At 63.4% G+C, this 12,397-nt stretch carries 11 protein-coding genes; 3 read left to right on the top strand and 8 right to left on the bottom strand.

From position 1 onward, the window contains the following. Positions 1-62: 62 nt before the first annotated feature. Together QUH67_RS12510 and QUH67_RS12515 are read right to left on the bottom strand one after the other, a co-directional pair. Positions 63-818, bottom strand: a complete 756-nt coding sequence (locus tag QUH67_RS12510; RefSeq protein WP_300947000.1) for an anti-sigma factor — start codon at positions 816-818, stop codon at positions 63-65. Continuing rightward, positions 815-1,393: a sigma-70 family RNA polymerase sigma factor gene (locus tag QUH67_RS12515; protein WP_300947001.1), complete on the bottom strand. Its 579-nt coding sequence runs from the start codon at positions 1,391-1,393 to the stop codon at positions 815-817. The genes QUH67_RS12510 and QUH67_RS12515 overlap by 4 nt, the downstream gene beginning before the upstream one ends. A 153-nt stretch (positions 1,394-1,546) precedes the next feature. Between QUH67_RS12515 and QUH67_RS12520 the strand changes: the two genes are divergently transcribed. Continuing rightward, complete coding sequence (locus tag QUH67_RS12520; RefSeq protein ID WP_300947002.1) at positions 1,547-2,323, top strand: DUF4394 domain-containing protein; 777 nt, start codon at positions 1,547-1,549, stop codon at positions 2,321-2,323. A 130-nt stretch (positions 2,324-2,453) separates the two neighbouring features. On the opposite strand, the gene QUH67_RS12525 is transcribed toward QUH67_RS12520, so the two are convergent. The 3 genes from QUH67_RS12525 to QUH67_RS12535 form a co-directional block, all read right to left on the bottom strand. After that, positions 2,454-3,056, bottom strand: a complete 603-nt coding sequence (locus QUH67_RS12525; RefSeq protein ID WP_300947003.1) for a DUF4337 domain-containing protein — start codon at positions 3,054-3,056, stop codon at positions 2,454-2,456. Positions 3,057-3,309: 253 nt separating this feature from the next. Further along, complete coding sequence (gene mddA / locus QUH67_RS12530) at positions 3,310-4,104, bottom strand: methanethiol S-methyltransferase (protein WP_320416137.1); 795 nt, start codon at positions 4,102-4,104, stop codon at positions 3,310-3,312. Between the two features lie 42 nt (positions 4,105-4,146). Beyond that, positions 4,147-4,476, bottom strand: coding sequence for a hypothetical protein (locus QUH67_RS12535; protein WP_300947004.1), 330 nt, complete (start codon positions 4,474-4,476; stop codon positions 4,147-4,149). Positions 4,477-4,645: 169 nt separating this feature from the next. Here QUH67_RS12535 and QUH67_RS12540 point away from each other — a divergent pair, with 169 nt between their 5' ends. Then, entirely contained in the window at positions 4,646-6,295 is a 1,650-nt protein-coding gene (locus QUH67_RS12540) for a winged helix-turn-helix domain-containing tetratricopeptide repeat protein (RefSeq protein ID WP_300947005.1), read from the top strand. On the opposite strand, the gene QUH67_RS12545 is transcribed toward QUH67_RS12540, so the two are convergent. Continuing rightward, complete coding sequence (locus QUH67_RS12545; RefSeq protein ID WP_300947006.1) at positions 6,296-7,144, bottom strand: metal-dependent phosphohydrolase; 849 nt, start codon at positions 7,142-7,144, stop codon at positions 6,296-6,298. Positions 7,145-7,381: 237 nt separating this feature from the next. Here QUH67_RS12545 and QUH67_RS12550 point away from each other — a divergent pair, with 237 nt between their 5' ends. Continuing rightward, positions 7,382-8,290, top strand: coding sequence for a LysR family transcriptional regulator (locus QUH67_RS12550; RefSeq protein WP_300947007.1), 909 nt, complete (start codon positions 7,382-7,384; stop codon positions 8,288-8,290). A gap of 10 nt (positions 8,291-8,300) precedes the next feature. Here the strand turns inward: QUH67_RS12550 and QUH67_RS12555 are convergent, their stop codons facing one another. Next, positions 8,301-10,604 carry a PAS domain-containing sensor histidine kinase gene (locus tag QUH67_RS12555; RefSeq protein ID WP_300947008.1) on the bottom strand — a complete coding sequence of 768 codons (2,304 nt, stop codon included), beginning with the start codon at positions 10,602-10,604 and terminating at the stop codon, positions 8,301-8,303. 373 nt (positions 10,605-10,977) lie between these two features. Continuing rightward, on the bottom strand, positions 10,978-12,366 hold the full coding sequence (locus QUH67_RS12560) for a cation diffusion facilitator family transporter (RefSeq protein ID WP_300947009.1): 1,389 nt from the start codon (positions 12,364-12,366) through the stop codon (positions 10,978-10,980). Positions 12,367-12,397 lie beyond the last annotated feature (31 nt).

Below are 12,397 nucleotides of genomic sequence, written 5' to 3' on the forward strand. Positions count from 1 at the left end.
GTTTTGACGCGTTTTCTTTACGCGAACCGGTTTCCACTTCGCTGGAAAACGCTCTATGACGTTTACAACGCCCGGGCCGCATTGCCCTTGAACAGGATCGGGCCGGTCGGGCGCCCGATCGGTGAGCCGCCTTCCGGCTCGAGCGTGATCTCGAACAGCTGGTTTTGCACGGTCTCCGGCAGCGATTCCAGATTCAGCTGCAGCGTGCGCGACTGGCCGGTGAGTCCGATCGATTTCGGACCGACAGCGCGGTCCCACAGCGTCCAGACCTGCAGCGTGCGGCCGGCGGGAACCTCGATCGGGCGTATCGGAATCAGCTCGACCCGGCCGTTCGAAAATGCGTTGACGATGGCGCCGGCCTCCTTGGTGGTGTCGTTCACCAGCACGGCGACGTAGACCGGCTTGCTCTGCGCCAGCGCAATCAGGTCGTTGCGAAGGTGGCGCGACGTCGTCACCGCGCCGATCATGATCACCGCAAACAGCAGCGCGGCAAGGCTGCCGCCGATGCCGGCGACGCGCCAGAACTTGATGTCGTGCCAAAGCGTGGCGCCACGCAGCGCGGCTCGCGCGGCGGGCAGGGTAGCGTCAACCGGCGCGTTCTTGGTGGCGTCCGCGATTCGCTGCCAGAGCGCCGGGCTCGGTGGAGTTTCCTCGGCCGTGAGATCGAGGTCCGCAAGCCGCGCCCGCCAGGCGCTGACGGCGTGCGCAAACGTCTGATCGGTCGCAAGGCGCTGTTCGGCGGCAGCGTGTTCCGCGCCGTCCAGGAGGCCCATCACGTAATCGCCGGCCATGGCGTTATCGAGGTCGTGCGGGCTCATCCCATGCACTCCTGCAACGCAAACAGGCTGCGCCGTACCCAACTCTTGACCGTGCCGAGCGGCACCTTGAGCCGTCCTGCCAATTCGCCGTGACTCATGCCGTGCACATAGGCCAGCACCACGACGTCGCGGCGCGGGCGGTCGATCTGTTCCAGACACCGGCGCAGCGCACTGGTCTCCGGCAACCGCGACAAGGTGGCCTCGCAGTCGACGTCCTGAACGTTGTCATCGGACGCCTCATAGCGATGCTCGTCGCGATGAATGCTGAGCGCGCGGTTGCGCACCACCGCATAGAGCCAGCCGCGCGCGCTGCCGCGGCGCGAATCGAACCCGGCTGCGCCACGCCAGATCCGGATAAAGGCGTCGTGCACCGCCTCCTCCGCGAGATCCTGCCGGAACAGGATGCGGCGGGCGATGCCGACCATGCGCGAGGCCTCGCTGTCATAGATCACGCGCAGGGCCGTACGGTCGCCGGCCGCGCAACGCGCCAGCGCCGCGGCAAGCTGCGCCTCCCGCTCCCGATCGAGCAGGTCGGGAGCCCGCAGGCTCGCGGTGATGGTGCCATTTCCGGTCATTTCTATGCCTTTGCATAGCTGTTCTACCTTGAGATGCGGCATTTGGATGCATTGGCCAAAAATTATTTTTGGGTTGCTGCATCCGTTTTGCCGCGCCGCCGGTACCCGCTGTGTTGATCCCGAGAGGATCATCGGAACACAGGGAGCTTTACGATGAATTTTCGCTCAATTTTCGCCGCCTCGGCCGCATTGTTGCTGTCCTCCGCGGCTGCCAACGCCGCGCAGGTCGCCGCCCTGATCGGCGGCGACACCATTGCGATGGTCGATACCGCGCAAAAGAAGGCGACCGGGTCGGTCAAGGTGACCGGGATTTCCGGCGCGCTGGTCGGCATCGACGTCCGTCCGGCCGACGGCATGCTCTATGGACTGGTCGACGATGGCACCATTGTGACCATCGCGGCGGACGGCAAGGCCACGATGAAGTCGAAGCTCGATACCATGCTGGCCAAGGGCGTCGCCGCGACGGTCGATTTCAACCCGGTGGCGGACCGCCTGCGCGTGATGGGCGCGGACGGGATGAACCTGCGCGCCAATGTCGATGACGGCAAGGTGACCAAGGACGGCGACCACAAATATGCCGACGGCGACATGCACAAGGGCGAGAAGCCGAACATCGTTGCCGGCGCCTACATCAATTCGGTGAAGGGTGCCAAGGAAACCGCGCTGTTCAACATCGACGGCACCATCGGCGGATTGATCAAGCAGGCGCCGCCGAACGACGGCGTGCTCGCGGCGATCGGCAAGCTCGGCATCAAGGCGGACAGCGTCGCGTTCGACATCTCGTCGGACGGCGCCGGCAAGAACGAAGCCTGGCTGATGGCAGGCGACACCCTCTACAGCGTCGATCTCGCCACCGGGAAGGCGACCGAGGCCGCCAAGATCGCCGGCGTCAGCGGCAAGGTCAAGGACATCGCGATCATGGGAATGTAAGGGATTCCCAAAGCAAGTCACACGGGTTGGCAAAGCCGCTCACCTTTCCCTCGCCCCGCTGTTGCGGGGCGGGGTTGGGTGAGGGCGCTCGTCCGCCACCTGCGATTTCAGGTCGACGATTCGCGAACCTCTATGCCGCCAGAAACGGTATCTCGATCGCCAGTGTATAACCGTTGACCATCAGCAGGCCGCCAACGGCACCGATGATGCCGCCGAAGATCGCAAGCCAGGGCAGCGTCGCGACGATCGAAACCGAGATCAGCACGATGGCAATCTGCAGCAGAGCTTCGGCATAGTCGAAGTAGGGATCCTGCTTCAGCGCATAGTCGCGCTTGCTCTCGTAATCCTTGGCTCGCGCAATCAATTCCTTCTTGCCCTCCTGCGTCTCGGGCTCGGACTCATAGCGTGCGGCCGTCTTGCGGTAGGCGTCCGCCTTTGCCTTCAGGGCCGCCCTAGCCTCGGCGTTGAGGCTTCCGTCCTGCAGGAACGCCAGCTCGATCGCGTCGGCCGCGAGGTTGTAGTCGGTCTGGCGGATGTTCTTGGCCTGGTAGAAAGCATACTGGTTCGCGGCATAGATGTTGTTGTTGGTCGCCTCCTTGCCGGCGTTGGCACCACCAAGCCCGGTGATGGCCAGCAACATTGCCAGAATGGCAATGCCGACCGCCGCCCGCTGCTTGAAGCGGTCGTTTTGCTTGTCCTGGTCCATCATCTCGGCGGCGTCTTCGGCTTTCATCGATCGGCTCCTCTCCTCACTCCAAATTAGCTGGAACGATAAACAACGGCGTTATGTCACCATCGCGACCAGCGAGCATCCTTATTTGTTCCACGGAATGCGGCAGGCGACGATCGGTCGCGCGAGGGGATCGGCGATTGCCAGCGGCGATCAAGGTTTATCCAACGTCCTGATGCTTCGGTTGAAGCACGCACAGCGATGCGCCCGCCAGGAGCTGTCCCGACGGGCGCGCAGGCCGGATATTTAGTCCACTTTAGAAAATGCGCGGCACCAGCATCGCCACTTTTTGGCGATAGCTTCGGTATTGATCGCCGAACATCGCCATCAGATCGCGCTCTTCGAGGTAGATGCCGACGAAGATGTAGGCCGTCGTCACCGCGGCGAACAGCAGATGGCCCAGCGTCATGATCGGCGTGCACCAGAAGGCGATGATGAAGCCGAGGTAGATCGGGTGGCGGATCATGCGATAGAGGCCGGGCGTCTTGAACTTCATCGGTTCGGTCACGCGCCCCGCAAAGTGCGAGATCACCTGGGTCAATCCGAACAGCTCGAAATGGCTGATCAGGAAGGTGCTGTAGAGCACGATGAGCCAGCCGAGCAAGCCAAAGGCAGTCACGACGCCGGCGAGAATGGGAGCTTCGATGTTCCAGACCACCGTCGGCATCGGCTGCCACTGCCAGTACAGCAGTATCAGCGAGAGGCTGGCCAGCAGCACATAGGTCGAGCGTTCGATCGCCGGCGAGGCAAAGCGCGTGAACAACTGCTTAAAGCCCCGGCGCGCCATGCCGCTGTGCTGCACGGCGAAGATCGCCATCACCACCAGGTTGATCAGCAGCGCCGTGGAGAGCGGGGCCGAAGGTCCGCTGCCTGTGGCCTTGTCGACGGTCTTGGGCACGACGGATCCTGAGACGAAACCGACCGCGTAAAGAAACGTCCCGAGGAAAATGAGATAGGCGAGACCTCCGTAGCACAAGGTGAACATCCGCGTTGCCATTGAGGCGACGGCGGGGCGTGTTGTATTCGGGTCGGTATGCGTCATAATCGACATCTAAAATCTCCTTGGTTTTCAATGTGGGCGTCGGGCAATGGTCTAGTTCAAGGACTGCTTGCGGCGTCGGCGCTGGCGAACCCGCGCGGCTCTCTCGAGGGCGTCATCGATCGGGCCGCGGTAGATGCGCTCGTTGTCCAGTTTCCGACCGCTGGCCCGGTGCGACGCGAGCAGCGCTGCCTGCCGTTGGCGGTAGGCGCTGGCGGCGGCCATCCAGCCGCTGAGAATTCGCTTCAGGCGCGTGGGCCGGACGCGGGGGCTGGCGACGGTGCAGGTCCCGATCCTCGCGCGAGGGTGCATGGCGCTCTCGTGCGGCAACACGCCTTCTGGCGAAAAATCCGCCTTGGTGGGATTGAGCAACGAGCCGGTCATGGTCATCTCCGATTGAGCGGTAGTTGACCGGTCTGTAGATCGAGCTGGGCGTTCTCGCTTGACGGATTTCTTGAGAAGGCCTTTGTTTTTCCTCCGGAAGCGGCTGGTTTTACTTAGCTTGTAGCGTGACCCGCCCGGTGGGGGCTGGCCTCGTGTTGGAACCGCGACAGTGGTATTAAAATACCAATTTTCTGAGTTCGAGATCGACCTTGGCCAGCAGGAGCTGCGCCGGCTGGGGGAGGCGGTTCATATCGAGCCGCAGGTGTTCGATCTCATTGTTCATCTGGTTCGCAACCACGAGCGGATCGTCAGCAAGGACGAACTGATCGAGACGATCTGGAATGGCCGGATCATTTCGGAGGCGGCGCTCTCCAGCCGCATCAATGGCGCCCGGCGCGCGCTTGGCGACAACGGCAACGACCAGGCCATGATCCGGACATTGCACAAACGGGGTTTTCGCTTCGTCGGCGATGTCAGGGCCATCGACGCACCGGTGACGGATGCGGAGCCGGCCCGGCCTGTCCCGGATAGTCCGAACGGCGGTCCGGGTCACGTTTCGGTTTCCTCCGAAGTGGCGCGTCTTGATGACGTCGTCTCGGAATCCGTCAAGGCGGAGGCTATCACGCGATCGTCTATCGCCGTCATTCCATTTGGAAACATGTCGGACGATCCCGAGAACGACTATTTCAGCTACGGGCTGACCGAGGACATCATTCGTCTTATCGCCCGCAACCGGTGGCTTTCGGTCATTTCGCGGCACTCGACGATTGCGTTCCAGGGGCGCGTGGTGGATGCGCGCGAAATCGGCGAGCTGCTCGGCGTCAGGTATGTGATGGTCGGCAGCGTTCGCAAGAATCGCGATGCCGTGCGGATCACGGCGGAACTGGTCCGCGCGGCGGACGGAAAGCAGTTGTGGGCCGACAAATACGACCTGCAGCTCGAGTATATTTTCGACATCCAGGAGGAGATGGCACGGCAGATCGCCGCTACCATCGAGCCCGAACTGTCGAAGGTCGAGCAGCAACTCGCTGCCCGCAAGGCGCCGGAGAGCCTTGACGCCTGGGATTGCTATCAGCGCGGCCTGTGGAATCTCTGGCGCTTCACCTCACCGGGCTTCGACTCGGCCGAAACCTATTTCCAGCGGGCGATTGACGCTGATCCGAATTTTGCGCGCGGCCATGGCGCGCTCAGCTATGTCAACCTGCAGCGCGCATTCATCGACGAGCCCGCTGATCGTGCCGCGCGGCTCGAAACCGCGCTACGCCAGGCGCGTCATGCGGTGGCGCTCGACGAACTCGATTGTTTCTGCCACTGCGCGCTCGGACGCGTTTTGTGCGTGACTCATCAGAACGAAGAGGCGCTGGCGACGCTCGACGTGTCCCTCGATCTCAACCCAAGCTTTGCACAGGCCTATTTCGCGCAGGGCTTCAATATGCTCTGGCACGGGCGGGAACTCGAAGCCGAGACGCTGCTCGACCGGGCGATCATGCTGAGCCCGCGCGACAGTCATATTTCCGCGTTTCACCACGTCCGCTCCTGGACGCATTTTTCGCTGGGCGAATACGATATCGCGGTCGAATTCGCGAGGAGGGCGACGCGGCAGCCTAACGCCACCTATCAGGCTTTTGCCACGCTTGCTGCGTCTCTCGGCCATCTCGGGGACCGGGCGCAGGCGGAAACGGTGGCCGCGGAAGTTCTGCAGCGCAAGCCGAACTACAACATCGAAACGGCGCAGCAGGAGTTCTTCTTCTGCAACGATACGGACTTCATCAAACGGTTCGTCGACGGATTGCGCATCGCCGGCGTTGCCGGAGGTTAGCTACGGCTGCGGGCCGGACAGGTTCAACTCGCGCTCGGCCCGGAAAACGTTGCTGTGCAGGTTGGCGATCCATTGCCGCCCGCTGGAGGTGACGTTGAGATAGCGTATCGCGGTCTGGATCTGGGGCGCGACGTTGTTCCAGTAGAACTGCGGATATCTGTAGACGACGTCGGCCGGCGTCTCGTAGCCGAGGGTCTTGTTCATGCCGACTTCCTCGAACTCGTAAAACAGCGCGTTCGCTTTCTTCAAATAGTTGGGGTCGCCGAGTTGCCCGATCAGATCCGCCGCGCGCAGCAGCAGGCCTTCTTCTTCTGTCAGTTCGTCGTTTGACGACGAGGCGACATAGGGAAATCGGGTGTACTCGATGGCCCGGGCGATCCGGCTCGCATCGACTTCTTCGGCGGTGTCGAGCCGCTCGAACACGAACAGCTTTGAGCGGTCGACATGGTAGGCCGCCAGCGAAGCATCGGATGAACCGCGCGCCAAGCGGATGGTGCGGCCGGTGAGATCGGCGACATAGGAATCCCCGTCGTCTCCCTGAACAATGCCTCGAACGTATCCGATGTCGTGGGCGAGGCACGCCAGGATGAAATTGGCGTAGTCGTCTGCTGTCGTGTGCCGCAGCATGGCCCGGCCCATCAGGATGTCATGTCCGGCCAGGGTCACGAGCATGGTGTGTTCGATGTTGTGATACAGCGCATCGCTGTTGCCGATGCATTCCAGTGTGAGCCGGGCGGCATAGGGAAGAAATTCGGCCAGCCGGGCGTGGGAGGAACCAAACCTGCTTCTGGTATCTGACGCCAGGAACGTTCCCAACGCCTGCGCGACCAGTTCCGGTATCGTGATCATGGGGCCTCCCAACGCGATTGCGCGACGCCACCGGCTTTTTGTAACGGCACCGCAGGATAGCATGGCGTTGCGGTCTTGGGGCGCCGATAAGACAGGGAAATGAGGTGATACGCGAAATCAATTGTTCCTAAATGCGGCTCGCCGGCCGCTGCTTTTGGCGTGCCGATGGCCGTCGGTCCGTGCTATTTCTGGCCGTCGGACGACCTCCTTTTTCAACACACTTTCCGGACCATCTCCTTGATCGACAAGCTTGAACTTCTGCTGGCGCTCGCCAAGGAGCGGCATTTCGGACGGGCTGCGGAGGCCTGCGGCGTCACCCAGCCGACCATGTCAACGAGCCTCAAGCAGCTCGAGGAAATTCTTGGCGTGATGCTGGTGCAGCGCGGCTCGCGCTTCCAGGGTTTTACGCCGGAGGGCGAGCGCACGCTGGACTGGGCGCGGCGCATCGTCGGCGACGCCCGCGCGATGCGCCAGGAGATCAACAGCCTCAAGGACAAGCTGTCGGGCGAGATCCGGATCGCTGCGATCCCCACCGTGCTCGGCATGGTGGCATCGCTGACGACGCCGTTTCGCGCGCGCTATCCGGAGGTGAGCTTTCGGGTGCAGTCCTGCACCTCGGCGGACGTGCTGGGCCTTCTGGAAAATCTCGAGGTCGACGCCGGGCTGACCTATATCGAGAACGAGCCGATCGGCAAGGTTCGCACCATCCCCCTTTACAATGAGAGCTATCGCCTGCTGACGGCGCCCGACGCCATGTTCGGCGACCGCAAGCAGGTTACCTGGAAGGAAGTCGGCCAGGTGCCGCTGTGCCTTTTGACGCCGGACATGCAGAACCGCCGCATCATCGACCGCGCGTTGCGCTCGGTCGGCGCGGAAGCCACGCCGTCTCTGACGTCGAATTCGCTGCTGGTACTCTATACCCACGTCAAGACCGGGCGCTGGGCGAGCGTGATGCCGGCGAAGCTGGCGGAAACCCTGGGGCTGTCCGATTCCATCCGCAGCATTCCGATCGTCGATCCCGTGGTCGACTACAGCGTCGGCCTGGTGATCCCGCAGCGTGATCCGATGACGCCGCTGATCGCGGCGCTGGTGCAGGTCGCCCGCGAAGTCGCGCCGACGCTGGAAGATCGAGGCGGCGTCCGATAGCTTGCGCGCGTCAGGCGGCGACCTGGCTCTTGAGTGCGGCCGAACGCGCGTCGCGGGGGAGTGTGATGCGGACCACGGTGCCGGTGCCGAGCTTGGAGCGCAGCCGCATCGTTCCGCCATGCAGGCTGGTCAGCGAGCGGGCGATGGCCAGGCCCAGCCCCGAGCCCTGGTAGGTCTTGGTGAGCTGGCTCTCGACCTGCTCGAACGGATTGCCGAGCCGCCGCAGCGAGGCCGGCGCGATGCCGATGCCGGTATCGGCGATCATCAGCACGATCGAGTTCGGCAGCACGTGGCTGCGCACGGTGATCCGGCCTTGGTCGGGGGTGAACTTGACGGCGTTGGACAGCAGGTTGACGAAGATCTGCTTGACGGCGCGACGGTCGGCGGTCAGCGAAATGGTGTTTTCAATATCGGCGTCGAGTGTCAGGTGCTTGTCATCGGCGCGCCCGGAGACGACGCGCACCGATTCCGCCAGGATCTTCGACAGGTCGAGCTGTTCCTTGTCGAGCTTCATCCGGCCGGCCTCGATCTTCGACATGTCGAGGATGTCGTTGATGACTTCGAGCAGGTATTTTCCCGATGTCAGGATGTCGTGACAGTACTCCTGATACTTGTCGGAGCCGAGCACGCCGAACATGCCGCTGCCCATGATTTCGGAGAAGCCGATGATGGCGTTCAGCGGCGTGCGCAGTTCGTGGCTCATATTGGCGAGGAACTTGGATTTCGCCTGGTTGGCTTCCTCGGCGCGGTTCTTTTCCTGCGAGTATTTTTCGGCAAGGTCGGCGAGCTCGGCCTGCGAGCGCTTCAGGTCGAGCACGTTGGCGCGCAGGCGGGCGTCGTTCTCAATGAGTTTCTGCTCGTGTTCCTTGATTCGGGTGATGTCGGTGCCGACCGAGACGTAGCCGCCGTCCTTGGTACGGCGTTCGGAGATGTGCAGCCAGCTGCCGTCGTCGAGCTGCGCCTCGAAGGTGCGGGCGCCCGGCGCGTGCACGCCGGTCTCCTGCAGACGGGTGCGCACCTCCGGCATGGTGCCGACCTCGATCACCGTTTCATAGGAAGTGCCGGGGGTCACGGCCGTGTCCGGGAGCTTGTGCAGACGCTGGAAATGCGAGTTGCAGAGCACCAGGCGATCTTCGGCGTCCCACAGCACGAAGGCTTCCGGGATGGTCTCGATCGCATCGCGCAGCCGCAGGTCGGCTTCCACGGTCTTTTCGGCGAGGCTCTTTTGCTCGGTGATGTCGACGGCGATGCCGATCAGGTGCAGCGCATTGTCGCCCGTGGCAAGGCTGAGTTCGCAGCGTACCCTGAGCCAGATCCAGTGGCCGTCGGTGTGCTGCATCCGGAAGGTCTGGTCGATGTGATCGAGCTGGCCGGCGGTCATCTGGTCGGCGATCGCGAACAGGTCGATGTCGTCGGATTTCACCAGCGCGTTGACTTCGCCGAAGGTGAGGAGGTCGTTGCGGGAATCCAGGCCGAGCATTGTGAACATCGACGCCGACCAGAAGATCCTTCCGCGCGAGAGGTCCCAGTCCCACAGGCCGCAGCGGCCGCGGTTGAGCGCGGTATCGATCCGGCCGCGCACCGCGTCGTTGATGAGGTCGCCTTCGCGGGCGCGGGTCGACTGCCAGTGGAAAGCGAAGCCGAGGATCAGCACCACGAAGCCCGTGGTGGCGGACAATGTCACCGACAACGCGGCGTCCGAACCCCACAGCGGCTCATTCTTCTCCTGGATGACGATGACCTGTCCCGGCAGCGACTTGACCAGCCGCGAGATCGCCATCGCGCCATTGCCGTTCGGCAGCGGCATGTCGCTGACGACGCCTTGCTGGCCGGGGGAGGTGAGCAACTGCGCTGCGCTGATGATGTCGAGGACGCGATCACCGTCGCCAAGGCCGCCTTCGACCGGGACGCGGGCCATGATCCGGTGATCGGCGCCGGTGATGATGATGTGGCGGCCGCTGGCGACGCCCCAGGCGGGGATCAGGTCGGGCAGCAGGCTCTGCAGCCGCTCGATGTTGGCGGCGCGATCCTGCCGGATCGAACCGAGGCGGTCCAGGCGCTCGGCGAGCAGGTCGGTGAGCGCGGAGAGGTCGCGCTTCATGGCGGCGCGCTTCTGCCTGCTCTGGTCGATCACCTGCACGAATGCGCCGAGACAGATGGTGATGAGGAAGGCAATGATGAGCGTCGGTACGGCGCGACGAAGCGCCGGCTCTGCGGTGAGCAGCCGGTGATAGGCAGGTTTTGCGATCGACTGAGCCAATCCCTTGATCGAGTCGGATTGGACACATGCGTTCGCGGCATGCGCACGCGCCATGCTTTAGACCCCCGCCGAAGGCTCTTTTGCACCTTGTCCGGAAGGAACCCCGCGTCATTCCGAATCAACCCGATTTGAATCCAGTTTTCCCGAGCTGTCGAGAGTCAACAATTCGTTAACTCGAAATAAATGTTGTCCAACGCGAATTAACCGCGTCGCCGGTGAGTCCGAAACGAGAACGCGCTGCAGATATTCGAACAGCTGCAGCGAAAGTTCCGTTCTCGGCGATCATGCCGCGATGGACAGAAGCGTTCCGACCGCGACGGATATCGCAGCAGGGCTGTGAAGGTGCCAACCATAAGAATCAACCATCGGCTCGCGCGGTCCCCTTGCTGATGCCGCTTCGACCGATTTGAGCTTGATCACGCGTTGATCATGGGTGCAGCTTAGCGCGTGGCGGCTCGGCGTGGCTGATGACGCGTTTGATGGTCGGAAACGCACGGCGCAGCGCGCGCTCGATCTCGTCGACGTTCTCGTGCACCTTGATGACGCTCATCGACGGCGCGGCGCGGCAATGGAAATTGACGATTTCGCCGGCGTCGGTGTCGCGCACCCGGACGTTATGGATGTCATGGATGGCGCCATCGGCGGCGAAGCGCGCCAGCGCCGCCTTGATGGTCTCGACGCGTTCGGGAGCGGCATCGCTGCCCTGCGGCAATTCGGGCTCGAGCGGTTCGATATGGGTGTCGACCTCGACATCCTCGCCAAAATCCTCCCGGATGCTGCGCTCGAGTTCATGGGCGATGTCGTGCGCGGCGGACAGCTGCATGTCGCCGTCGACTTCGAGGTCGATGGAGACCGTCAACCGGCCGCCGAGATCGTGTACGGTGACATGGTGGACGGCGAGGCCGGAATTGCGGGCGATGACCATGATGCGCTCGCGGACGCTCTCATTGTCGCGGGCGACAGGCACGGGCGTGAAGGTGAGGTCGGCGTCGCCCAGCACCTTGCCGACCGCCTCTTGCGCGGTGTTCTTGATCGCCTCGACGCGGTCGATCGGATAGGTGCGCGGCACGTTGGCGATGGCGTCGATGAAATAGGTCGCCCCGACCATGCGGGCGCGTAGGCGCTCGACGCCGACCACGCCTGGCACCGCCGCTATTGCGGCGGCGGCCTTCTCCGCCACGCCCTCCGGCGCGCGGTCGAGCAGCGTTTCGATGGTGGAGCGCCCGAGCCGCAGGCCGAGGATCGAGATCATCACGGCGACCGCGATGGCGGCGACCGAATCGCCCCAGGGATAGCCGAGCCCGGTCAGCGCCAGCCCGATGATGACGGCGGTCGAGCCGAGCACATCGGAAGCAAAGTGCAGGGCGTCGGCCGCCAGTGCCTGGCTGCGGGTCTCGCGCGCCGTGCGATGCAGGGCGCGTGCGCGCCAGAAATTCACCACGATGTCGACCGCCAGCACCACGAAGGCAATCGCCGAGAATGTCGGCGGCGGGGCGCCCTCGCTCAGCCGGCTCCAGGATTCGACCAGGATGCCGCCGGCCAGCACGTAGAGCAGGGCGATGACGAACAGCGCTGACAGGCTCTCGAACTTGCCGTGGCCGTAATGATGTTCCTCGTCGGCCGGTGCATCCGACACCCGCACCACCAGCCAGGTGATGATGGTGGCGATCACGTCGACCGAGGAGTGCAGGGCTTCCGAGATCAGCGCGAGCGAGCCGATCGCAATGCCGACGGCGAATTTGGCTACCGCCATGGCCGCGCTGGCGAAGATCGAGATCGCGGCGACGTTGGTCTTGATGGAGGAGGTGCTGGTCATGGGCGGCGGTGTAGCAGGGGGGTGCTAAAGA

The organism is Bradyrhizobium roseum (assembly GCF_030413175.1).
Classification (GTDB): Bacteria; Pseudomonadota; Alphaproteobacteria; order Rhizobiales; family Xanthobacteraceae; genus Bradyrhizobium; species Bradyrhizobium roseum.